Genomic DNA, 24,178 nt, shown 5'->3' with positions numbered 1-24,178 from the left:
AGGGACGGACGCCGCCACGGCGGCGGCATCAAACCTCAGGAAGCGGTCTCGGCCCGCTCTTTGCCGTGCAGAAACAAGGGGTTGGCCCGGCCTTCGGCAACTTCGCCGTTGATCACCACTTCCTCGACCGAATCGAGGCCCGGCAGATCGAACATGGTGCCGAGCAAAATCTGCTCCATGATCGAGCGCAGGCCACGCGCGCCGGTCTTGCGCTGGATCGCCCGGGCGGAGACCACGCGCAACGCATCGTCGGTGAAATTGAGCTTGACCCCTTCCATTTCGAACAGCCGGCCATATTGCTTGACCAGCGCGTTCTTGGGTTTGGTCAGGATTTCGATCAGCGCGGCCTCATCAAGGTCCTCAAGAGTGGCAACCACCGGCAGGCGACCGATGAATTCGGGGATCAGGCCGAATTTCAGCAGATCCTCGGGCTCGCATTCCTTGAGAATTGCGCCGGTCCGCCGCTCGCTCGGATCACGGACATCCGCCCCGAAGCCGATGCCTGATCCCTTGCCGCGCTGGGAAATGATTTTTTCGAGACCCGAGAACGCGCCGCCACAGATGAACAGGATATTGGTGGTATCGACCTGGAGAAATTCCTGTTGCGGGTGCTTGCGTCCCCCCTGAGGCGGCACCGAGGCGACGGTGCCTTCCATGATCTTCAGCAGGGCCTGCTGCACGCCCTCACCCGACACATCGCGGGTAATCGAGGGATTGTCGGATTTACGGCTGATCTTGTCGACCTCGTCGATATACACGATGCCGCGCTGCGCCCGCTCGACATTGTAATCGGCAGATTGGAGCAATTTCAGGATGATGTTTTCGACATCCTCACCCACATAGCCCGCTTCGGTCAGCGTCGTCGCATCCGCCATGGTGAACGGCACGTCGAGAATCCGGGCGAGGGTCTGCGCCAGCAGGGTCTTGCCCGAACCGGTCGGCCCGACCAGCAGAATGTTGGATTTGGCAATCTCGATGTCGTTATTCTTCTGCGCATGGGCCAACCGCTTGTAATGGTTGTGCACCGCGACGCTCAGCACTTTCTTCGCCTGATCCTGGCCGATCACATAATCGTCCAGCACCTTGCAGATTTCACGCGGCGTCGGCACACCGTCCCGCGTTTTGACCAGATGGGTGCGGTTGTCCTCCCGGATGATGTCCATGCAAAGCTCGACGCATTCATTGCAGATGAATACGGTCGGGCCTGCAATCAGCTTGATCACCTCATGCTGCGATTTGCCGCAGAACGAGCAATACAAGGTGTTTTTCGAATCTCCGGATTTAGTGCTCATCAACGCTCCAGCAGCACCTCAGGATACGCGGTGCCTCAATCATCGGCGATAGACTAGACCCCTGCCCCGCATCATACAAGCAGTCTCGCGCGCGGTGTCGCGCGAAGGGTACAATACGGGGCCGGGGATGAACCCGATCCGCGATCAGGCGGCCTCCTTAGTCGCGGTCTTGGCCTGATCCGGTGAGCCGGTCGGCTTGTGCGCCATCACCTCATCGACGATGCCGAACACTTTCGCTTCATCCGCCGACATGAACCGGTCCCGTTCAAGGGCCGATTCTATGGCTTCGAGGGTCTGACCGGTATGGTTGACGTAAATATCGTTGAGCCGACGACGCAAGGTGAGGATCTCGCGCGCCTGAATTTCGATATCTGCCGCCTGCCCCTGGGCACCGCCGGAGGGCTGATGGACCATGATCCGCGAGTTCGGCAGCGCAAAGCGCTTGCCCTTCTCGCCGGCGGCCAGCAGCAGGCTGCCCATCGAAGCGGCCTGGCCGATACACACGGTGGAGACCGGTGACTTGATGTACTGCATCGTGTCATAAATCGCGAGGCCGGCCGACACCACACCGCCGGGGCTGTTGATGTAGAACGAGATGTCCTTGGAGGGATTCTCGCTTTCGAGAAACAGTAACTGCGCCGAAATCAGTGACCCGACCTGATCGTAGACCGCGCCAGTGAGGAAGATGATCCGTTCCTTGAGCAGGCGCGAAAATATATCGTATGACCGTTCGCCGCGCGCAGTCTGTTCCACGACCATCGGCACGAGGCTGTTCATATAATATTCGGTAGGGTCGCGATCCATCGGCGTCTGTCTCCTGGTCGCGGGCCGAATCGGTCGCGCCCGCATGAAAATCTGATCGTGCCGATCGCGGCTCCGCCTCACCGAGGCCGAAACCGCGACCGCATGATCATAAGATGAGCCGAGAACCGGCTGTCGTAAAGCCCTGCCGGCGGCAGTCGATCAATCCTCGTCGTCCGCGAACAGAACTTCGGTGGAAACCTCCTGATCGGTGACGGTTGCCAGTTCCAGCGCATGATCGACCACCTTATCCTCGAAAATCGGCCCGCGCAGCCGGTCCATCGCGCGCGGGTTCTTCTGGTAGAAGTCGATGATCATCTTTTCCTGGCCGGGGAATTGCTGCATCTCGTTGATCATCGCGCGGCGCAGATCGGGCTCGGTGACCTGCACGTTGTTGGCGCGTCCGATCTCGGCGACCAGCAGGCCGAGCCGGACCCGACGGTCGGCGATGGCGCGATATTCGCTGCGCAGCGTCTCTTCGTCCTTCGCCGCGTCCTCTGCATCGAGCCGGCCATTGGCGCGCTCGGCCTCGACCTGACGCCAGATTTCGGCGAATTCGGCGGCGACCAGGGTTTCCGGCACCGGGAAATCAGCCTGCTTGGCCAGTTCGTCGAGCAGGGCGCGCTTGACCTTCATCCGGCTCGCACTGGAGCGGGCCTGATCGAGCCGCGTTTTGAAGAATTCGCGGAAATCAGCCAGATTCTCGAACCCGTTCGCCTCGGCAAACGCGTCATCGAGCGTGGGGACGACCTTGCGCTTGAGCGCCTTGGCCTTGATGTCGAACGTCACTTCCTTGCCGGCCAGATTCGCGGCGTGATATTCCGCCGGGAAGGTGACGGTGATCACCTTCTCCTCGCCGGGGCTCATACCCTCGATCTGTTCGGCAAATCCGGGGATGAAGCCGGAGCCGCCGATTTCGACATCGGCATCCTGCGCCGCACCGCCCTCGAACGGGGTGCCGTCGAGCTTGCCGAGAAAATCGACGCTGAGGACATCGCCGGTTGCCGCAGCGCGGGTTTCCTCGACCGGTTCGAACGCCGCGCGCTGTTCGGCGAATTTGGTCATCGCCTCGTCGATCTCGGCATCGGTCACCGGCGCGGTCGGACGCACCAGGTTCAATGCCTTGAGATCGGGCAATGCTACTTCGGGGAGAATTTCCATCTCGACCTTGAATTCGAGATCGGCATCGGTGCCGGGATTGACGACCTCGACCTTGGGCGAAACCGCCGGGCGCAGGCTGCGCTCGGACAGCATCTGATCGGTCGCATCGTTTACCGAGGCTTCCAGGATCTCAGCGGCCACCGCATCGCCGAACCGCTTGCGGACCATCGAGAGCGGCACCTTGCCCGGACGGAACCCGGGCATCTGCATCGTTTTCGACAGTTCGGCGAGCCGCTTCTCGCGCTTCTCGCTGAGATCGCTGCCCGGAATGACCACGGTGAAGCCGCGCTTCAGCCCTTCGGTCAGGGTTTCGGTAACCTGCATGTCCAACAAAATCCTTACGTTACGCCATCACATCGAGGCCGCGCGTCGCGCACGACCGGCAAAATTCATCCTGCGGCCCAAAATCTACGGACGGAGGGATTTGAACCCCCACGGCTCGCGCCACCAGAACCTAAATCTGGCGTGTCTACCAATTCCACCACGCCCGCCCGAAGCTATTCCGCCGGCGCACCTAGCGCGGATCGCCGCGCCGAACAAGCGCCGCCCCGCCGCCCACAGCCATTCCCGACCGATCCGCTACATCACCGCGCGATCGAGCGCGACATCCTCGGGCCGGTCGGCCAGCGCGGTGATCAACGCAGCACGCAGCTGGGCGAGCTTGCGTTCGTTTTCCACCTTCATGCCGAATACGTCCTTGACGTAGAACACGTCGACCGCGCGCACCCCGTAGGTGGTGATATGCGCCGAAGCGATCTGCAATCCCTGCGCGCTGATCGCCGCCGTTACGTCGTGCAGCAGGCCGGGGCGATCACGGCCATTGACTTCGACCACGGTGTGCCGATTCGAGGCGCTGTTATCGACGACGACGCGTGGTGGCACATGAATGGCGCGCATCCGCCCGCCGATCACGCTGCGACCGGCCTTGCGGATTTCCGCCGATAGCCGCAACCGTCCCGACAGCACCTGCTCAATCAGGGCGGAAACCCGCGCGAGCCGGTGCGGCGCGTCGAGCGGGCCACCGCCGGCATCCTGGATCCAGAACGTGTCCAGCGCCATGCCGTCGGTCATGGTATGGATCCGCGCGTCGACGATCGAGGCGCCAGCGACGGCGAGCGCCCCGGCGATCCGGCTGAACAGCCCGGCATGGTCGGCGGTATAGACCACGACCTCGGTCACGGAGCGGGCCGGCAGCGGCTCCGCCGCCACGAGCAGCGGCATGTTGCGGGTCCGTGCATCACGGATCAGGCGACCGTGACGAGCGATGCTCTCGGGGTCGAAGCTGAGCCAGTAGCCGGGATAGCCCATGCCGAGGAACTGCTCGCGATCGGCACTTGACCAGTCGGCGAGCAATTCGCCGACCATCTGCTTGACGCGCGCCACCCGCACGTCACGCTCGGTGGTGGCGAGGCCGCCTTCGAGCACTTCGGCGACCCGGGCATAGATCTCGCGCAGCAGCGTCGCTTTCCAGCCATTCCAGACCTTGGGCGACACCGCCCGGATGTCCGCGACCGTCAGGATCAGCAGCAGGCGCAGCCGCTCGGGCGATTGCACGACATCCGCCACATCGAGAATCGTTTTCGGATCGTCGATGTCGCGGGAAAACGCGGTCTGGCTGAGCAGCAGATGATGCAGCACGAGCCAGGACACCATCTCGGTCTCCTCCGGGTCGAGGCCGAGCGCCGGGCCGATGCTCAGAGCAAGCTCCGCGCCGATTTCCGAATGGTCCCCACCCCTGCCCTTCGCGATATCATGGATCAGCAGCGCGACGTACAAGGCGCGGCGCGATTGCAGATGCTGGGCGATCCCGCTGGCGACCGGGAGGGTCTCCGCGAGATCGCCCCGCTCGATCGCATTGAGCACGCTCACCGCCTGGATCGTGTGCATATCCACGGTGAAGACATGATAGGAATCGAACTGCATCTGGCCGACGATCCGCCGCCAGTCCGGCAGGTACCGCCCGAGCGCGCCGGTCTCGTTCAGAATGGTCAGCCAGACCGCACCATCAGCGGTCGGTTCGGCGGCACCGCAGAGAAGGTCGAGAAACAGTGCCGCAGCGGCGGGATCGGTGCGGAGTTCGGCACTTCGTCGGGCCCCGCGGATCATGGCGCGCAGCGACAGCGGATGGAGCGCCAACGCCCGATCGCGGGCGAACCGGAGAATTCGAAACAATTGCAGCGGCTCGGCCAGCGGCTCGCGACCGGGAGCGAACAGGATCTTGCCGTCGGCCAGGACGAAGCCGGCATTGGCGAGTTCGGCATCGGTCGAGGCGGCGATCGCCGGCGGGCCGAGGGCGGCGCGGATAACGGCGGGTTCGAGCACGCCGGTCACCCGCGCGACCTCGCGCACCACCAGGAAATAATGGCGCATGAAGCGCTCGACACCGTCCTGACGCCCGTGCCTCGTGTAGCCCATCCGCGCGCCGATCACCGGCTGAAGGTCGAAGGTCAGTCGTTCCTCGGCACGGCCCGCGACGTAATGAAGGTGAAACCGCACCGTCCAGAGATAATCCCATGCGCGCTTGCAGGCGCGGGCCTCGGCCTCGCTGAGGATGCCGCCGCCCGGTGCGGTCGGCCCGACCAGTTCGGTCATTGCGAAGGTGCCGAACACGTAGCGCGCGACCCAGTACAGCGTCTGCAGATCGCGCAACCCGCCTTTGCCTTCCTTGATGTTCGGCTCGACCATGAAAGGCGTATCGCCGAAGCGGCGGTGGCGGGCGGCGCGTTCCTCCTGTTTCGCCGCGATGTAGCCGGCGGGCGACCCGGCGGCGCAATCGGCACGAAAGGCGATCAGAAAATGCGCGAACAGGGTCCGATCCCCGGCAAGGCAGCGGGCATCGAGCATCGAGGTGCGGACCGTGATGTCGCCCTGCGCCTCGGTAAGGCAATCCGCAGTGGAGCGCGTGGCGTGCCCGACCTTCAGCCCGAGATCCCACAGAAAATAAAGAATGAATTCCACGGCCCGCTCGATCCGTGCCGAAGGTTCGTGATCGGTCAGGAACAGCAGATCGATATCGCTGAACGGGGCAAGGGTTGCGCGGCCGTAACCGCCGGTAGCGGCGACGGCCAGACGATCATCGGTTTCGACCGGCAGCAATTCGAGCGCGTAGCCGATCAGCGCGGCGATGAATTCGTCCATCAGCCCGGACAGCAGCCGGGCGGCCGCGAGTCCGCCGAGATCGCCGCGCTCGAAGACGGTTTGCACATGGGTCTGCAATCGCGCCAACTGGCGGCGGAACAGGCCGATTGCGGTTTCGCGCGGCGGCACCTCGCCGCGCGGGATCAGCCGACCGAGGGCCGCGGCGATATCCGGGCGGGCGGATTCGGACTCGATACGCGTGCCGGCCTGGGAATGGGGCAGGCCACCGGGAGCGAAGGGTGGCGGTTTGATCAGATCGGACATTTCACCCGAGCTTTACCGCGTTCACGCCGTCATCGCCAAGAAACTTTCGCCGCCACGCATAAATCAATTCCAGCGCCTCGCGCGGCGTCAGCTGGTCGGGGCTCACCTCGGCAAGGGCATCGCGCCACGCCGAAGCGCCGGTCAACGACGGGGCCGCCTGATCGCCGGGGGACGAATCGGAAGATTCCAATGCGGCGAACAACGGCAACGGTGCCCTCGCCGCTTGCGCGCGTTCCGCACCGCGCAGCAGCGTATCGGCCCGCCGCACCACGCTCTCCGGCACGCCCGCAAGCTTCGCAACGTGCACGCCCCAGCTTCGCTCGGCGGCACCTTCGACGACTTCATGCAAAAAAACCACCTCGCCACGCCATGATTTCACCCGCATCGTGCAGGGACGCAGCCGGGGCAGCGCCTCGGCCAACTGCACCAGATCATGAAAATGTGTCGCGAAGATGGTCCGGCACCGGATCGATCCATGCAACGCCTCCAGCACCGCCTGGGCGATCGCCAGCCCGTCTCGCGTGCCGGTGCCCCGGCCGATCTCGTCGATGATCACGAAACTGCGCGGCCCGGCCTGATGCAGGATCGCCGCGGTCTCGATCATCTCGACCATGAAGGTCGAGCGCCCGGCGGCCAGATCGTCCGCCGCCCCCACCCTGGAGAACAGCCGGTCGACCAGCCCGATCCGCGCAGCACCCGCCGGAACCGGCAATCCGGCCTGAGCCAGAATGATGATCAGCGCATTCTGGCGCAAAAACGTCGACTTCCCGGCCATATTCGGCCCGGTGAGCAGCATGAGGCGACGTTCCGGCGATAAATCAGCGTCGTTCGCGATGTAGTCGCTCCCCGATGGCAACGCCGCCTCGACCACCGGATGGCGCCCGGCCTCGATCACGAAATCGGCATCATCGGTGAGGTGCGGCGCGATCCAGCGGCCCGACGCCGCGAGGCTGGCGGCGGATTGCAACGCATCCAGCCGCGCCAGCGCCGTCGCACAGCCTGCCAGTTCCGCCTCATGCCCGATGATCGTGCGCAGAAGATGATCGAGCACCACGAGTTCCCGGGCCGCCGCCCGCTCATGCGCCTCGGCGATCTGGCGGTCGAGATCGGAGAGTTCGGGCTGGGTGAACCGCGCGGAAGAGGCCAGCCCCTGCCGCAGAACGAGTTCGGGAAACGACCGCAACCCATCGACCGCGCTTGCCGGCGCTTCGAGCACGTAGCCGAGTTGATTGTGATGGCGGATCTTCAGGCTGGCTACCCCATAGCGCGTCGCGAGTTTCAACTGCAGCGCGGCGATCACCTGTCGCGCATCGTCGCGCAGGCGGCGTTCCGCGTCGAGTTCGCCATCGAACCCTTGCCGGATCGACGCCGCATCACCCGGCCGGGACGGTGGCTGTTCCACCAGAGCCCGATCGAGCAACGCGGCAAGGTCGGGCGCCGCCGTCAATGCCTGCGCATCCTCAGACAGCGGATGACCCGGCATCGCGCACGCGCCCGGCAAAGCCGCGCGCACGGCGCGGGCGGTGGCCAGCGCATCCCTCACCTGGGCGAGATCGCGGGGCGCCAGCCGGCCCGATACCCGGGCAGCGAGGCTCAACCGCGCCAGCGCACGGGCGAGATCGGGCGCGCCACGCAGCGCCGCGCGAACCGAAGGCAGACAGTCCGGCCGTTCGAGCAGTGATTGCCAGCCCGATTGGCGGGCGCGCAACCGATCGAGCCGATCGAGCGGCGCCGCGATCCATCCGGCCAGATGCCGCGCCCCGGCGGCACTGACGGTTCGGCGCACGGTCCCGAACAGGCTGCCGAACTCGCCGCCGTCTCGGGTGCGCAGCAGATCGAGACTGGCGCGCGTCGCCGCGTCCATCGCGAGCAATCCGGCCTCGCCCTGGCGCATCGGGTGCCCGAGCCGGGGCAGCGCGCCGCCCTGGCTGCGCTCGATATAGCGCAGCGCCGCCGCCGCTGCCTCTGCCTCCGCATCGGAGAACGCCCCGAATGCGTCGAGCGAGGCGACCCCGAACAGAGCCGCAAGAGTGCGTCGCGCCTGTGCCGCAACGGGTGGTGCCTCGATCATCGCGCATCGCGCCGCGTAGCCACCCGGAACATCGATCTCGCGCCCTGCGGCATCACCGGTCGATCCGGTATGGAGAATTTCCGCCGGATCGAGCCGTCCGAGCAACGCGGGCAGATCGGCGTGCGAGATCAGCCCGGTCTCGAACATTCCGGTCGAGACATCGATCCACGCGGCACCGATTTTGCCCTGATCTGCCACGAGAGCCAGCAGCAACGTCGCGCGACCGGCTTCGAGCAGGGTTTCCTCGGTGATGGTCCCCGGCGTGATCAACCGCACCACGGCACGCTCGATCGGCGCTTTCCCCGGCCGCGCGCGCGATGCTTCGGCGCTTTCGATCTGTTCGGCGATCGCCACGCGAAAGCCGCGCCGGACCAGGCGGGCGAGATAGGTATCGCGCTGCGACACCGGCACCCCGCACATGCGGATCGGAGCGCCCTGGTGCGTCCCACGCGCGGTCAGTGCAATGTCGAGCGCCGCCGATGCAGCTTCGGCGTCATCGAAGAACATCTCATAGAAATCGCCCATCCGGAAAAACAGCAACGCGTCCGGGTAGTCGGCCTTGGCCGCGAACCACTGCGCCATGGCGGGGGTTGCGCCTTCGGCGCGATCGGAACTCATTCCCGCTGTTTAGCCGAGGCGCCCCCCGTTGCGAAGCCGATTGCAGCACAGCCGATCAGCGGGCAGAACGAGGGCATGAATCGTTGGGCCACAGGGACGAAATCGGGGATGCGCTGGCATGGCCCGGCGCTGCTCGCGCTCATCGCGCTGCCGTTTGCGGCCAATCTCCTCGTGCTGACCGGCGTGCTACACAACGACCCCGCTCTGTTCACCATGTTTCTGACCCGCACGATGGGGCCGCGCCCCCTGCTGGCCGCACCGGGCTGGTTCGACCCCACGATCGGGCTGATCACCCAGCCGCTCGGCATGCTGAGCGCCAAGGACTGGCTCCACGGCATCGTACCCTGGTGGAACCCCTATACCGGCGTCGGCATGCCGCTCGCGGCGGAGATGCAGACCCTGTCCTTCTTCCTGCCCTTCGTGCTGGTGCTGAAATTCTGGCCGGGGTGGCTGGTGCTGAAGCTGATGATGCAGATCCTGTGCGGTCTGTTCATGTACGCGCTGCTGATCGAGCTGCGGCTCACCCGCCTCGCCGCCCTGGTCGGCGGTGCCCTCTACGCGCTGAACGCAACGTTTTTCCTGGTCCCCCACGTCATGGGACCGTTGCCCTTCGCACCGCTGCTTCTGCTCGGGATCGAACGGGCGGCACGCGCCGCACGCGATGGGCGGGGACAGGGCTGGGGGCTGATCCCTCTGGCCCTCGCATACCTGATCTACGGTGGATATCCCGAAGTCGCATATATCGAGGCGACGCTTGCTGCCGTCTGGACCTTATGGCGGTTCGCCAACGTGGGGAGTGGCGCGCGGGCGCGTTTCGCCGGCAAGATCGCGCTCGGCGGCGCGCTCGGGATCGCTCTGGCACTCCCCCTGCTGGTACCGTTTCTCGCCTATGTCCGAACATCGTATCTCGGCATCCACGCAACCAAATATGCCTGGCTCTGGCTGCTGCCGCCGGGCGTGCCGGTCCAGCTGTTTCCCTTCATCTACGGGCCGATCGGCGGGCCGACGCCGCCCGGCCTGAACCCGGCGCTGGCCAACACGATCGCGGCCTACTGGGTGCAGAGCGCCGGCTGGTTCGGCCCGGTTGCCGCATGCCTCGCGCTGGCCGCCGTCGCCCGCCCCGCGCGGCTGCGCGGTCTCGCCTTGTTGCTGTTCGGGTTTATCCTGGTCTGGCAGGCCCGGATCTGGGGCTTCAAGCCGGCGATCTGGCTGATCGACCTGATCCCGATGATGGCCCGGACCGATGCGATGCGGTTCTGCGCCCCGGCAATGGAACTCGCCTGCTTCATCATGGCGGCGATCGCGTTCGATGCCTGGCAGGTCGATGGCGCGCTGCCACGCCCCCGCGCAATCGGTCTGTCGCTCGCGGCCACCGCGATCGGCGCGATCTCGATCGGCGTCGCGCTGCCGGCGCTGTACGCCTGGTTCACGGCGGTGCCGGGCCGGCTCGATCTTGCGCTTGGCGTCACCCTCGCGGAGGCCGCACTTGCGGTCGGGGCGCTGCTGATCCTGCGGCGGCAACCCGGCGGTCGCCGGGGCGTGGTGCTGGCCGCGCTGGTGATCGCCGACCCGCTCGGCCTTGCGGTTCTCACCACTCTCGGCGCACCGCGCAGCGCAGCGCTCGACTTCGGCGGGGTCACCTATCTGCAACGCCATGCCCGGCTGGCGCGGATGTATTCGCTGCAACCCTTTGGCCCGAATTTCCCGGCAGCGTTCGGCGTCGCCTCGATCGACGACAACGCATCGCCGGTCTCCGCCGCCTGGAACCGCTACATCCACCGCCACCTCGATCGCTACGCCGATGTCGTGATGTTCACCGGCTCGCAGGCTCGCGCGCTGGGATGCGTCCTGCTGCCGCGTGCGGCAGCGGCCCTCGATAACGGCATCTTCATCCGCCCGACCCGGGCGATCATCCCCCCGGATCAGAGCGCCGAATTGCGCCGCCATATCGCGGCCTACCGCGCGATCGGCGTGAAATATGTGGTCTCGCCACCCGGCCACGATCCGTTCGTGGCGCATGCCACGCTGCCGGTCAGCATCACGGCACGGTCGGCCTTCGCGCTTTCAGCCGGGGGTAAGCTGAGCGGAGTCGTTCCGGCCGGGCTACTCGGCATTGCGCGGATCAGCGAGGTCGACACACTCATCGGCACCTACGCTGGTGCCGCGCGCGGCACATTGCGGCTCAAGCTCTGCGCCGGGGCCGATTGTGCCACAGCATCGGCCCCGCTGGCCGGGGCAAAGGATAACGGCTTCCTCGCCCTCCCGCTCGACCATCCGTTGACCGTCGCCCCGGCGCAGCCGCTCCGCTATCGCTTCACCCATCGCACCGGATCGGCAGTGGCTCTTTGGCTGGGCGATCTCCAGCCGGATGCACCCGCAACCCTCGCTGTGGCCGCGAGCGCGCCGGCCCAACCGCCGCAGGCACCGATCCTGCGATTCGTGGAAACAACGCCCGGGATTGCGGCCCGCCCGGTGTTCCAGGACCAGGTGATGCGGATCTACCGGCTCGAAGGCGCGCGACGGTTTTTTTCAGCCACCCCGTCCTGCCGGATCACGCCGTCCGGATTCGACCGATTGACCACCGACTGCCCTGCCGCAGCCACGCTCGTGCGGCTCGAAGCGGCGGATGCGGGATGGCACGCGACCGTCGATGGCCATGACGTTCCGATCGCCACGGTTTCAGCCCTGTTTCAATCGATTGCGGTGCCCGCGGGACGCAGCGACATCCGGTTTTTCTATCGCCCGCCATTCATCCGATCGAGCTGTGCTGCCGCTCTTGCAGCCCTTGCAATCTGGCCGTTCCTCATCGCGGGACTCCCGGCTCTCACCGCCGGTCGCAGGCGACCGCCATTCCCGTGACGGTGTGGCCCGTCGCGAACAGCTCAACGATCTGCTCGCGGCGCACTGGCGGGGAAAACAGGAATCCCTGGCAATCGTCGCACTGATAAATCGCAAGGATCGCGGCGTGGTGTTCGGTTTCAACACCCTCCGCCGTCACGCGCAGCCCCAGGGTCTGGCCGAGATCGATCATCGCCTTGACGATCGGCGCGTCGCTGTCGCTGCGCTCAAGGTTGCTGATGAAACTCCGGTCGATCTTGAGACGATCGAACGGAAACCGCCGCAGCGTCGCCAGCGAGGAATATCCGGTGCCGAAATCGTCGATCGCGATGCGGCATCCCAGCGCCCGCAGCCGATGCAGATTATCCAGTGTACGCCCCTCGGTTTCCAGCACGGCGGATTCGGTGACCTCGAATTCGATCCGGCCAGCCCCGATACCGCCGGCCTCGATGATCGCGGAGAGTTGATCGACCAGCCAGGCATCGCGCAGATGCAGCGGCGACAAATTGACCGCGATGGCGATCCCCGGTGGCAGGGTGGCGGCGAAACTGACCGATTCGGCCAGGACATAAGCGGTCACCGCCCCCACGAGGCCAACACGCTCGGCGATATCGATGAAATCGCCCGGCGAGATGATCCCTCGCTCCGGATGATCCCAGCGCACCAGCGCCTCAAGCCCGACGATCCGGCGCGTCGCGAGCGCAATGACCGGCTGATATTCCACGAACAACTGCCCGTCGCGCAGGGCGCGCTTGATATCGCGCTGCAGACCGCGGCGGTCTTCCAGATGACGATCCATGGTGCGGTCGAACAGCCGCCAGGTTCCACGCCCGGAATCTTTCGCCCGATAGAGGGCGAGGTCGGCGTTGCGATAGAGCTCCTCGGTGGTCCGGCCATCGCGCGGCGAGAGGGCAATGCCGATGCTCACACCGATCTCGACGGTGACACCCTCGAATTTGTACGGGCGGGAAACCCGGTCGATCACCCGTTCGGCCACCGCGGTCGCCTCGAACTCATCGTCCGAAGGAAGCACGATCGAAAACTCGTCACCACCGAGTCGTGCCGCGACATCGCCCTCGCGGATCACGCCGCGTATCCGGTGCGCCACGGCCCGGAGCACCGAATCGCCGAGTGCATGGCCGTAGCTGTCATTGACCGCCTTGAACTGATCGAGATCGAGACAGAGCAACGCAGCGCCGAGCCTGATATCCTCGGCAAGAAGACGGGACAATGCGGCGTTGAACTCCGTGCGGTTCGCAAGGTCGGTCAGCGTGTCATGCCGGGCGAGATAGGCAATCCGCTCGCGCGAGCGATGCATTGCGGTGACATCGGAGCCGACCCCGCGATAGCCGAGGAAATTGCCGTTGAGATCCTCGACCGGCTTGCCGGTCATCGACCACCAGCGCCGCTCGCCCGCCGTGTTGACCGGCACGACCATATCACGGAATGCCTTGCGGGCCTGCATACGGCGGCGCAGCGGTTCGAACGGATCCCCCGCCGAGTCCCGCGGCACGCGGAGAGTCCGGTCCTGCCCTGACATGAACCCCAACAGATCACCCCGGATCGCGTCCACCGGTTGCCGCGCCACCTCGGCGAAGCGGGCGGAGACGTGTTTGATTTCACCGGCCGGACCGGTTTCCCAAAGCCAGTCGCTGGCATTTTCCTCAAAATCGCGCAGCAGGATGCGGATGGTTTCGTTGGTTTGGGCGAGGCGGATGGTGTTGACGGCTCGCTCGGCCATCTTTCGGTTCAGAAAGATCATGGTGAACAATGTCAGCAACGAGTAGCTGATCAAGCATATCTGATAAGCCAGATCAAAGAAGTAGCTCGAAATAAACAAAGATACGTAGACACCGAGTGTCAGCATCAGCCAGAAAGGAAAGGTAGATGATAGCGGTCCGCTAGAAATCGTTGTCGAGATCAATCCAATATATATTGAGAATATTAATACTTGTTGCTCAGTATCTGATATAGAAAATAGGAGCGTCAGGAATATAGACCATGACAAACCCAAAAGCAGGATTATCATATTGAAAGTCAAACGTTGTGATTGAGAAATACGTTTTAGTTTTCCAAATATGGTTCCCAATACAAAAAGAGCTGAATATGTTAATAGAATTAACGAAAGACTTCCAAGTTTCTGTAATTCATATCTCCGGTCATCAAAGTTGGCGGCAATTGCGATTGCAACGATCGAACCCACGACACATGCCGCACGGGTAAGGCGAAAACGGATCAGAAACGTCTCTGTATGAACCCGGTCTGCAAGATCTTCAGGCAACAGATCTGCTGCCCGCACGTAACGCCATAGCGGGTCTACAAACTTAAGTGTTTTTTTTAGAATTGGGATATTTCAATCCTTTCTAAATTATATCTAAATATCTCTACAAATAATCAACCTTAAACCTTTATGATTATCGCCTTATGAAGGATATGGCCTGATCTTTCACTAATCATGATGTTTCTTGACCGCTTGCTTCATCGCATTCATTCTCAAGGATAAAAGATGCTGGAACATTCGTTGCTTCAACAAGCAGAGTGCTTGGGACGCAGCCGCAGGAAGTCCGTTCCCGTCGTCGCCAAACTGGCGACATCTGCCCTGGATTTTCAAAACGCTTGGCGGCTACGCTACGAGGCTTACGCGAGCGCCGGTTATCTGCACCATTCAGACAAACGGATCTATCTCGACAAGTACGATAACGAAACGAACAGGACGCTGTTGTTGTATCGCGGCGGTACGCCGATCGCTTCAGCCCGGGTATGCATTCTACTCGAACCATCAGCCCGTACCCCCGAATGTGCCATTCCCGCCTACGAGATCTTTCAGGAAGAGATCGACCAACACCTCGCCCTGCTACAGGAGGATGGTCGCCCAGAGCGATCGATCGAGGTGACGCGTCTGTCACGCAGTCCTCAGTTCGGCAGCGATCTCGCGGTGACACAGGCACTCTTCAGAATGATCGGATACCTGATAATCCACTTCAATGCCTCTGTCATGTTTGCGGCTGTTTCCGCTAACCATATACCATTTTACCGGCGTATGGGATTCAAGTTGATCGGACCCCCCCGGAGTTATCCGGATCTTGCTGTCCAGACTGCGCTGATGGGATGCGACTGTCATGGGCACCGACCGATCAACGGTCTCTTGTCATCGCTCGGCAGTCTTTCAAAACGGGATCCGATTTATCGAAGATTCATGGAAGGGCAAGAGGTCGAAGTGACACCGGAACCGCAGCGACAATCGGTCTCGTTCACTGCAGTAGAAACGATTCCGACACCAAAAGCCGTTTGATCGAACAGCGGCACCACAATGAAGTCAAGCTGCTCTCAGAACGCCGAAATCCCCGTCTGCGCCCGCCCGAGAATCAGCGCATGCACGTCATGCGCTCCCTCATAGGTGTTCACGGTTTCGAGGTTCATCAGGTGCCGGATCACATGATACTCATCGACGATGCCGTTACCGCCGTGCATGTCGCGCGAGAGGCGGGCGATATCCAGCGCCTTGCCGCAATTATTTCGTTTCATCAATGAGATCATCTCGGGCGCGGCCTCCCCGGCATCGAGCAGGCGTCCGAGTCGCAACGCACCTTGCAGGCCGAGAGCGATCTCGGTCTGCATGTCGGCAAGCTTTTTCTGCACCAGCTGGGTCGCCGCAAGCGGACGGCCGAACATCTGACGGTCGAGCGTGTACTGCCGTGCCGCATGCCAGCAGAACTCCGCCGCTCCCAGCGATCCCCAGGCAATCCCGTAGCGCGCATTGTTCAGGCATGAAAACGGCCCGCGCAGCCCCTTCACGCCCGGCAGCATATGATCATCAGGCACGAACACATCGCTCAACATGATCATGCCGGTCACCGATGCGCGTAACGAGAATTTGCCCTCGATCTTGGGTGTCTCCAGTCCGGCAGCACCCCGATCGATCAGAAACCCGCGGATCACATCCGCGTCGTCCTTCGCCCACACCAGCATCATGTCCGCGATCGGCGCATTGCTGATCCAGGTTTTCGACCCGTTGAGCAGATACCCGCCATCCACCTTGCGCGCCCGCGTGCGCATCGAACCAGGATCGGAGCCGGCATCCGGTTCGGTCAGCCCGAAACAACCCACCCATTCGCCCGCCCGCAGCTTAGGCAGGTATTTATCCTTCTGCGCCGGCGATCCGAACGCATCGATCGGGTACATCACCAGCGAGGATTGCACCGAAAATACCGAACGATACCCGCTATCCACCCGTTCGAGCTCGCGCGCGATCAACCCGTAGGCGACATAGGACACATCTGCGCAGCCATGATCCGAAAGCGTCGCCCCGAGAAACCCCATCTCCCCCATTTCGGAGACGATCTCACGGTCGAAACTCTCATGACGAAACGCCTGGAGCACGCGCGGAAACAGTTTATCCTGACAATAGGCATGGGCAGCATCACGGATCGCGTGCTCATCCTCGGTCAATTGCGTGTCGAGATGAAACGGGTCTGCCCAGTCGAATTGTGAAAATCCGCCTTTCCTGGCGGCTTTCGTATCGGTAGCCGGGGCCACCCTGAGCATCTCGTTCATGCCGCGATCTCCGTATCCTCGCTATCCGTGCTCGTTTCATCATCGTGCGACGAAAGATCGACCCTGGCATCCCGCGTTCGCCGCGTGATCTGCATGAAGGCCGGAACATCGCCGCCGAACCCTACCACCACGCCGCGCTCCTCGCGATCCTCGACATCGCGGCCCCGGCGCGACGCGCCATCGCGCTCCCGGCGCGGGCCATCGTCACGCTCCCGGCGCGGGCCGGCATCACGCTCCCGGCGCGGTGAACGATCCGCATTGCGTGAAGGCCGCTGCTCGCTTCGCTGGCGTGGCGCAACCGTCTCAGCAGACGCCTCGACCGCTTCCACGTCGACCACCGGCGTCGCGTCCCGGCGCTTTGCAACCTCGCGCACCGGCGCCGGGCGGCCCGCAGACCCGCCGCGCCCTCGCCGGCGTCCTCGCTTGTCATCCTCAGCCCAATCGACCGGATCGAGCCCTTCGACGCTCAGCGGCGGGATCGCGTGTCCGGTGAGTTTCTCGATCGCCTCCACCGCCAGCCGATCTTCCGGCGTCGCCAGCGTCAGCGCCCGTCCTTCAAGCCCGGCTCGACCGGTACGACCAATCCGATGAACATAATCCTCGGCATGATGGGGCACATCGAAATTGAACACATGCGAGAGACCGCCGATATCGATCCCGCGCGCCGCGACATCCGAACACACCAGCAGGCGAATCGCCCCGGCCTTGAAGGATTCGAGCGTCGCGAACCGGGCCGATTGCGGCATGTCGCCATGCAGCATGCCAGCCGAAAACTTGTGCCGCACCAGCGATTTGTACAGAATGTCGACATCGCGCTTGCGATTGCAGAACACCAGCGCGTTCTGCACATCCTCAGTCCGGATCAACCGCCGCAGCGCCTCACGCTTGTCATGCGTCGCCACGAGGAACAACCCTTCGGTGATCATCTTGGATACCGAAGCCGGCTTGGAGACGCTGATTTCCTTCGGATTCGACAGGAATGCATCCGCCAGGCGCTTGATTTCGGGCGCCATCGTGGCCGAGAAAAACAGCGTCTGGCGCAGAGGCGGCAGCATCGCCACGATCCGCTCGATATCGGGAATGAACCCCATGTCGAGCATGCGATCCGCCTCATCGATCACCAGAACCCGAACGTCCGACAGCAGCAGACCGCCGCGCTCGAAAATATCGATCAACCGCCCCGGCGTCGCGATCAGCACATCCACCCCGCGAGTCAGCACATCACGCTGCTCGCCCATGCTTTCGCCGCCGATCAGCAGCGCATGCGTGAGTTTCAGATGCTTACCGTACTGAACGAAATTCTCGGCAACCTGCAACGCGAGTTCACGGGTGGGTTCCAGAATCAACGACCGCGGCATCCGCGCCCGTGCCCGCGAGCCAGAGAGAATATCGAGCATCGGCAGGGTGAAGCTCGCGGTCTTGCCAGTTCCGGTCTGCGCACAACCAAGCACATCCCGCCCCATCAGCACGATCGGGATCGCCTGCTCCTGGATCGGCGTCGGGATCGAGTAACCCTTCTCGGTCAGCGCCTGAAGCACCGGCTCCGAAAGCCCGAGATCGGCAAACGTGGTCACCGCCGCCGAAGCCTCATCCGGCCCGACAACGTCCTCCTGGCCATGCGAGGCGGACAGATCAACACCCTCCGCTGGCGGGTTCACGGACACCGGCTCGCTCGGCGTTTCCGGCAGGGCCTGCATTTCGGGACGGGATGAATCGAAATCCTTGGATTCGGGCAAATCAGCGACCAATACGGATAAGAGGGCTGCGACCGGCTGTAACAAAGATTACCGGATCAGGCATGAATAAATCGGCACCGTTTCGCGCGCCGATCCCCCCTGATATCTCCCCGAACCCCTGAAAAGTCAAGCGTTGACGAGTGTAAGCAGCCCTGCGAGCGCCGCGTCCAGCGCGCCGATATCGACCTCGATACTCATCATCCGGCTCGCCCCGATCGGCAGCGGCGACTTGACCGGATAACGCGGCGCCGGGGTCAGAACCGTCCGGCGCGCAAGCGCGAACAGCCGTATCGCCTCCGCTATCTCCGGCTGCGCCCACCCCTCGACGCCGAGCTCGATCACCACCGCGCCGGGATCGCAGAAACCGAGCAGAGACGCCTGGCGGGCATCGTCGATAAGCACGATCCGGCAGGCGGCGAGCAGCGCGATCAGATCGAGCAGACCGAGCGGGTGGTGGTCGAGCAACATCCTGTCGAGGTCGAGCACCGCCACACCCCGCGCGCGCAGCCACACCCGCAACCCCGCGTCGTTGGACCGGTCGAACCGCGCCAAACCGGGCGGGGTCAGAATGGCAACCGCTTTTACCGCCTCGAACGGTTCGGCACAGAACCGCAACGTGTCGATCGCAGGGCGAACCAACCGCGACAACCCTCGGTCGACCGGTGCCATCCCCACCCGCGTCACCCTGACCGGCCCGGAAATCGGCGTATAACGCCCCAGCAATCCGAGCATCGCCATCGCATCGAGTTGCGGCGCCGTCAGCGCGGCACCGATCAGCCCCGCCCCGCCAAGCATGGCGGCACCGAGTTGCGCGCCGAGAAACACCCCCAATGGAACCGATGAGCCACTGGCGATCGGGATCACCGCATCAGCAATGACCGGGATTTCATCCGGGTCCGGCAATCTCGTCGGCATCACCCCCCGGCACAGCGCGCCCGCCTGATCGAGCACGCCGAACGGTTCCGGCACCACCAGCGCATCGTCGAGCCAGGTCCAGCCCGCCTCGCCCGCCATTCCCCCCACGGATGCGACCCGCACGGTCACCCCGTCCCCAGCAGCACGGCAAGCGCGGCGCGGAACGTGTCCGGCTCGATGTCGAAATGAAACTCACCCGGCACGCTCTCCGCACCTTCCGGCTCGGATCGCGCGAACAAGCCATGCCATCGCAAACCGAGCAGATGGCACGCCGCACGGGTCCACCCGTCGGAAAACCGGTCCGGCTGCAGTTCCAGCACCGAAGCCCCGGGCGGGCAGAACCCGATATTGGCGAGCCCCGCCCCGGATTCTCCGATCACCCAACGCGCGGACGCAAACATCCGCACCTGCGCCGCGACACTCAGTTCAGCCGGTCGGACGATTTCGAATCCCTGCGCCACCGCAATCGCCTCGATGACGTCACGATGATCCATGATCCGCCGGTTGGTCGCCTCGTCCCGCGAAATCATCACCCGGCGCGCCCCGCCCGGCGCGCCGCCAAGCTGAAACCGCATCTGGTCGAACACCGTCCGGACAAACCGGTTCGGATAGGAGACGGTAAACGACAGCATCGTGCTGGTCAGGATCTTGCGGAACCGGGTCGGCCGGTCGAGCGTGATGTAATCGTCGAGCAGGCCTAGCGCCGCAAGAATCTCGGCCTGCCAGGGCAGCAATACGCGCCCCGCAGCGCGCACGGCGGCACCCAGCAGCCGACGATGCAACACTACCGCCGCCAGCCCGTCATAGAGAAAATGCCCGTAATTGCTGCCCCCGACGCCCACGACCGGCATCGCAACCGCATCGACATACGGGATCGCCGCATCAGGCTCCGCGAGCATCCACGCCCCCGGTCCGGCATCGCGAAAATTCGGATCGATCGAGGACAGGCGATTGTTCCAGACCGCGAGGTTATTGACCGAGGGCTCGAAGAACCCACGCGTCTCGCTCAACACGGCCATCGAATCCGGCGCAAGAACCGCGTCGCGCAACACGAGGCTTACGACCTGGGCCAGGCGATGCCGCGGCTCGTCGCGCAGACCGGCGATCGCCGGTTGGCCCTCGCCGAATATCGTTCGGTCGACCACCAACCCCTGCGGCACGACATCGACGATCCGATCGGGCGCATGACGGAATGCACACTCGGCCCCGTCCGGATCGAGCACGGCGCGACGGAAGGCGGCAAAGCGCGATACCGCCGGAACGGACTCCGCCGAAAAACGACCGATCATCTCGAAGGCGGCAGGTCCATCCATCAATTGAGACAATGCGGTCACCATTGGCGTTCGGCAAGGGACGCCCCCCATTTTTTCCTGACGACGGCGCGATCGGCCCGGCTCTGGCGAAATTGGCGTTGATCGGCGATGATATCGCCATGAAAACGCTCGTCCCCGGCCGATCCGCAGCCCTGCGCCTCGGCGTCGCCACGCTCATCGCCGCCCTCGCCTGGTCGCTTGGTTCGGCCACCATCCGCGCCGCGCCGAGCACACCCCCTCCGACTCAACTCAGCCTTGCAGTCACCGGCCACGCGGATCATGCGCCGGACCAGATGCTGGCAACGCTCACAGTCGAGAGCCAATCCCCGAGTCCCGCGAAAGCCCAGGCCGACGTCAATCGCCGCATGGCCGCTCTCCTGGCCGGGGCACGCGCGCTGAAGGGTCTGCGCGCCACAACAGGCTCCTACAGCGTCGAGCCCACCGATCAGAAACGCACGAGGTGGCGTGCGGAGCAAACCGCCACTCTGACGTTCGATGCCGCCCCGGATACAGCCGCCGCAGCGCCGGTCCGCAAATTGATTGGCACCTTCCAGCATGACGGCATTCTGCTCGACTCGATCGGTGCCGGCCTCAGCGAGGCAGCCCTCCGCCAGACCCGCTCGGCTGCGATCGCCGATGCGGTCGGCCAGATGCGCGCGGAGGCCAGGGCCGCCGCCACGGCACTGGGTGCCACCGTCGGCCCGGTCACCCACATGCAGATCGCCACGCGATCGCCGATCCGCCCGATGATGATGATGGCAACGCGCGCCGCACCTTCGGGTCCGCAGGTTCAGGCGGGCCCGATCAGCGAGGAGATCAACCTGTCCGCGACAATAACGCTGTCGAATCGCTGAGCGCCGTCACGGCCTCCCGGCCATCACCCAGAGCGGCAATGATCGCCGCCGCACTATCCGCCCAGGAGGGCGGGCGGAACTCGCGCGCGATCCTGTCCTCCAGCGCAGCCACGATCGCGGGCTCAAGGATCATCCGCGAGATCACCCGATACGCATCGTTCATATCCTCGGGATCGAAATAGGCACAGAACGGACCCCCCGCCTCAGGGATCGATGCCCGGTTCGACGCGGCAACCGGGCGGCCGAAGCTCAACCCCTCGGTCACCGGCAATCCCCATCCTTCATAGAACGACGGATAGACGGTAAACAGGCAGTCCCTATAAAGCGACGCGAGTTCGGCATCACTCGGCCCTTGGATCAGGCGCAACTTTCCACCGAACCAGTCAGCATTCTCGGCCTGCGCCACCACGTCATGCGCGAGCCACCCCACCCGCCCCGCCAATACGAGATCGGGTACCTGCTCGGCGGGCAACTCGTCGATCAACCGCCGCCACAACCTGAGCATCCCCGCGTGGTTCTTGCGCGGCTCGATGGTCGAGACGAACAGCACGAACGGCCGCTCGTGCAGACGCGGCGCATCGGGATCGATCGCGCGGGGAAAACTCGCGCCCATCGGCAGCTTGATGGCGGGCGGGATGACAAGCCCGGTCCGCCGCGCGTAATGCGCAACATCGCGCGCCGTCGCATCCGAATTGGCGAACAGCACATCCGCGCGGGTCAGAACCCCGCGTGCCCAGCGCTCGAAGGCCTCGGTGGTGGCCTTCACCGACCATTCCGGGAACAGCAGCGGCACCATGTCATGCGCGAACGGCGCAAACCGCACCCCCATGGCCCGGATATGATCGATCTGAGCGCCGTAATGCGGAAACTGCCAGGTCGCACCCGTCGAGATCAGGACATCGCCGGCGGCAAACTGTACAGGCCGGTCGACGACGACAGGCTCAGGTGCCACATCCGCAGGCAGGGTCTCGTGCACGCCCGCCACCGGCATCATCGTCGCAATGCGCCGCCGCGGCCGAACCCAGCGCCAGGAGCCGACAACAAGATCGCGCATTGCGCGAAGGGCATGGACCTGGGCGATCCCGAAATGCCTCAACCCGTCGAATGCGTTGCGTTCGGCAACGTAGATCCGCGCCACCGGCCCCCGCAGATCGAGCGGCAGGCCGCGCGCCGCGCGCCGGATCGCCGACAGCTCGGCGACCGCATCGGTCCCTTGGCTCACCGCCGCATCCACCGGCCCGTGTTCACCCGCGCCATGCATCGCATCGGATAATTTGGTCCGGCAATCCACCCAGTCGATCTCGGTGAAACCCGGCATACCCGGCCCATGACGACACGCCTTGATGTGCCCCTCACCCGCGTCAATCAATGCACAGGCCAGATCGAAGGACAGCCGCTGAATTCCGCTCGGGCGATTTCCCGCATAAAAATACCCGATGAGATCATCGACATCGATCCAGATGGTCATCGCGCGCGGTCAATTATGTTCAAAATATAGATTAACATATCGAAATTATACTACGCCCCTTGCTCATTACGATTGGCAACCTTAAGGATACCTTGTCCGACCCTGTAAACACCGATGATGTGGGCGTCCAGTTGAGCCCTGCAACATATGGTGACAGAATGATCATGATCCAGGAGTAAGCATGCCCACTGCCCTGATTACTGGTGTCACCGGCCAGGACGGCGCATATCTCAGCCGGTTTCTGCTCGAAAAGAGCTACGAGGTCGTCGGTGTCATGCGGCGGTCGGCCTCGTCGGACATCATCGGCGAGCGCCTCCGCTGGCTCGGCGTGATCGACCGGGTCCGACTGGTCGAAGGCAACCTCACCGATCTCGGCAGCGTCGTGCGGATCGTGCAGACCCACCAGCCGGACGAAGTCTATCATCTCGCGGCCCAGAGCTTCGTCGCCACCTCGTGGCAGCAACCCTCGCTGACCGGCCTCGTCACCGGGCTCGGTGCCGTCACCATGCTCGAAGCGGTGCGGATCGGTCGCCCGCAGGCCCGGTTCTACCAGGCATCCTCCTCGGAAATGTTCGGCAAGGTGCAGGCCGTGCCACAATCGGAGACCACGCCGTTCTACCCCCGCAGCCCCTACGCCGCCGCGAAACTCTACGCCCACTGGATGACGGTGAACTACCGCGAAAGCTTCGGCATGCACGCCTCCTCCGGCATCCTGTTCAATCACGAGAGCCCGTTGCGCGGCATCGAATTCGTCACCCGCCGGATCACCGACGGCGTCGCCCGGATCAAGCTCGGCCTCACCGATCACCTCACCCTCGGCAATGTCGAGGCGAAACGCGACTGGGGCCACGCCGCCGATTACGTCGAGGCCATGTGGCTGATGCTCCAGCAGGACCAGCCCGACGATTACGTCATCGCAACCGGCCGAACCATGCGCGTCGCCGATTTCGCGGACATGGCGTTCAAGGCCGCAGGCCTGACGATGGCCGATCACGTCCGCACCGATCAGGCCCTGATGCGCCCCGCCGAGGTCGAACTTCTGCTCGGCGATCCCGCCAAGGCCGAACGCAAACTCGGCTGGAAGGCCCGCGTGAAACTCGAAGACCTCGCCGCCGAAATGGTCGCGGCGGATCTCGCCCGCCTCTCGCGCTGAAC

15 protein-coding genes and 1 tRNA gene are annotated in these 24,178 nt (G+C 64.0%); 4 read left to right on the top strand and 12 right to left on the bottom strand.

Annotated elements, in window-relative coordinates; translation table 11 throughout:
• Window positions 1-35: 35 nt before the first annotated feature.
• The 6 genes from clpX to mutS all read right to left on the bottom strand — a co-directional run bounded on the left by clpX (window position 36) and on the right by mutS (window position 9,345).
• A complete protein-coding gene (gene clpX / locus SIL87_RS07755; RefSeq protein ID WP_319613602.1) occupies window positions 36-1,292 on the bottom strand; it encodes an ATP-dependent Clp protease ATP-binding subunit ClpX in 1,257 nt (418 codons plus the stop codon).
• Window positions 1,293-1,436: 144 nt separating this feature from the next.
• On the bottom strand, window positions 1,437-2,096 hold the full coding sequence (gene clpP, locus SIL87_RS07750; protein WP_319613601.1) for an ATP-dependent Clp endopeptidase proteolytic subunit ClpP: 660 nt from the start codon (window positions 2,094-2,096) through the stop codon (window positions 1,437-1,439).
• Window positions 2,097-2,255: 159 nt separating this feature from the next.
• Window positions 2,256-3,578 (bottom strand): trigger factor, encoded by a 1,323-nt coding sequence (gene tig, locus SIL87_RS07745; protein ID WP_319613600.1) that lies wholly within the window; start codon window positions 3,576-3,578, stop codon window positions 2,256-2,258.
• A gap of 85 nt (window positions 3,579-3,663) precedes the next feature.
• Window positions 3,664-3,745, bottom strand: a tRNA-Leu gene (locus SIL87_RS07740).
• 88 nt (window positions 3,746-3,833) lie between these two features.
• Window positions 3,834-6,656 carry a [protein-PII] uridylyltransferase gene (locus SIL87_RS07735; RefSeq protein WP_319613599.1) on the bottom strand — a complete coding sequence of 941 codons (2,823 nt, stop codon included), beginning with the start codon at window positions 6,654-6,656 and terminating at the stop codon, window positions 3,834-3,836.
• A gap of 1 nt (window position 6,657) precedes the next feature.
• Entirely contained in the window at window positions 6,658-9,345 is a 2,688-nt protein-coding gene (gene mutS / locus SIL87_RS07730; protein WP_319613598.1) for a DNA mismatch repair protein MutS, read from the bottom strand.
• A 75-nt stretch (window positions 9,346-9,420) separates the two neighbouring features.
• On the opposite strand from mutS, the gene SIL87_RS07725 reads away from it, so the two are divergent.
• The gene (locus SIL87_RS07725; RefSeq protein WP_319613597.1) at window positions 9,421-12,204 is read left to right on the top strand and encodes a YfhO family protein; all 2,784 of its coding nucleotides are present in this window, start codon (window positions 9,421-9,423) and stop codon (window positions 12,202-12,204) included.
• Here SIL87_RS07725 and SIL87_RS07720 read toward each other — a convergent pair.
• On the bottom strand, window positions 12,170-13,924 hold the full coding sequence (locus SIL87_RS07720; RefSeq protein ID WP_319613596.1) for a putative bifunctional diguanylate cyclase/phosphodiesterase: 1,755 nt from the start codon (window positions 13,922-13,924) through the stop codon (window positions 12,170-12,172). The two genes, SIL87_RS07725 and SIL87_RS07720, sit on opposite strands and share 35 nt — an antisense overlap.
• 765 nt (window positions 13,925-14,689) lie before the next feature.
• Between SIL87_RS07720 and SIL87_RS07715 the strand changes: the two genes are divergently transcribed.
• A complete protein-coding gene (locus tag SIL87_RS07715; RefSeq protein WP_319613595.1) occupies window positions 14,690-15,475 on the top strand; it encodes an N-acyl amino acid synthase FeeM domain-containing protein in 786 nt (261 codons plus the stop codon).
• A gap of 35 nt (window positions 15,476-15,510) precedes the next feature.
• On the opposite strand, the gene SIL87_RS07710 is transcribed toward SIL87_RS07715, so the two are convergent.
• The 4 genes from SIL87_RS07710 to SIL87_RS07695 all read right to left on the bottom strand — a co-directional run bounded on the left by SIL87_RS07710 (window position 15,511) and on the right by SIL87_RS07695 (window position 20,701).
• Complete coding sequence (locus tag SIL87_RS07710) at window positions 15,511-16,737, bottom strand: acyl-CoA dehydrogenase (RefSeq protein WP_319613594.1); 1,227 nt, start codon at window positions 16,735-16,737, stop codon at window positions 15,511-15,513.
• On the bottom strand, window positions 16,734-18,434 hold the full coding sequence (locus tag SIL87_RS07705) for a DEAD/DEAH box helicase (RefSeq protein WP_319615932.1): 1,701 nt from the start codon (window positions 18,432-18,434) through the stop codon (window positions 16,734-16,736). Before SIL87_RS07705 ends, SIL87_RS07710 begins: the two co-directional genes overlap by 4 nt.
• 165 nt (window positions 18,435-18,599) lie before the next feature.
• Complete coding sequence (locus SIL87_RS07700) at window positions 18,600-19,511, bottom strand: hypothetical protein (RefSeq protein WP_319613593.1); 912 nt, start codon at window positions 19,509-19,511, stop codon at window positions 18,600-18,602.
• Window positions 19,512-19,513: 2 nt separating this feature from the next.
• Window positions 19,514-20,701, bottom strand: a complete 1,188-nt coding sequence (locus SIL87_RS07695) for a glycosyltransferase family 61 protein (RefSeq protein ID WP_319613592.1) — start codon at window positions 20,699-20,701, stop codon at window positions 19,514-19,516.
• A gap of 119 nt (window positions 20,702-20,820) precedes the next feature.
• Between SIL87_RS07695 and SIL87_RS07690 the strand changes: the two genes are divergently transcribed.
• Window positions 20,821-21,555 (top strand): SIMPL domain-containing protein, encoded by a 735-nt coding sequence (locus SIL87_RS07690; protein ID WP_319613591.1) that lies wholly within the window; start codon window positions 20,821-20,823, stop codon window positions 21,553-21,555.
• Here the strand turns inward: SIL87_RS07690 and SIL87_RS07685 are convergent.
• The gene (locus SIL87_RS07685; protein WP_319613589.1) at window positions 21,518-23,023 is read right to left on the bottom strand and encodes a glycosyltransferase family 4 protein; all 1,506 of its coding nucleotides are present in this window, start codon (window positions 23,021-23,023) and stop codon (window positions 21,518-21,520) included. The two genes, SIL87_RS07690 and SIL87_RS07685, sit on opposite strands and share 38 nt — an antisense overlap.
• A 181-nt stretch (window positions 23,024-23,204) precedes the next feature.
• Between SIL87_RS07685 and SIL87_RS07680 the strand changes: the two genes are divergently transcribed.
• On the top strand, window positions 23,205-24,176 hold the full coding sequence (locus SIL87_RS07680; RefSeq protein ID WP_319613587.1) for a GDP-mannose 4,6-dehydratase: 972 nt from the start codon (window positions 23,205-23,207) through the stop codon (window positions 24,174-24,176).
• Window positions 24,177-24,178 lie beyond the last annotated feature (2 nt).

It is taken from the genome of Acidiphilium acidophilum, assembly GCF_033842475.1.
In the GTDB taxonomy this organism is placed as follows: Bacteria; Pseudomonadota; Alphaproteobacteria; order Acetobacterales; family Acetobacteraceae; genus Acidiphilium; species Acidiphilium acidophilum.
The sequence above is the reverse complement of the archived record's forward strand: the minus strand, read 5'-3'. Positions and strand labels throughout refer to the sequence as shown.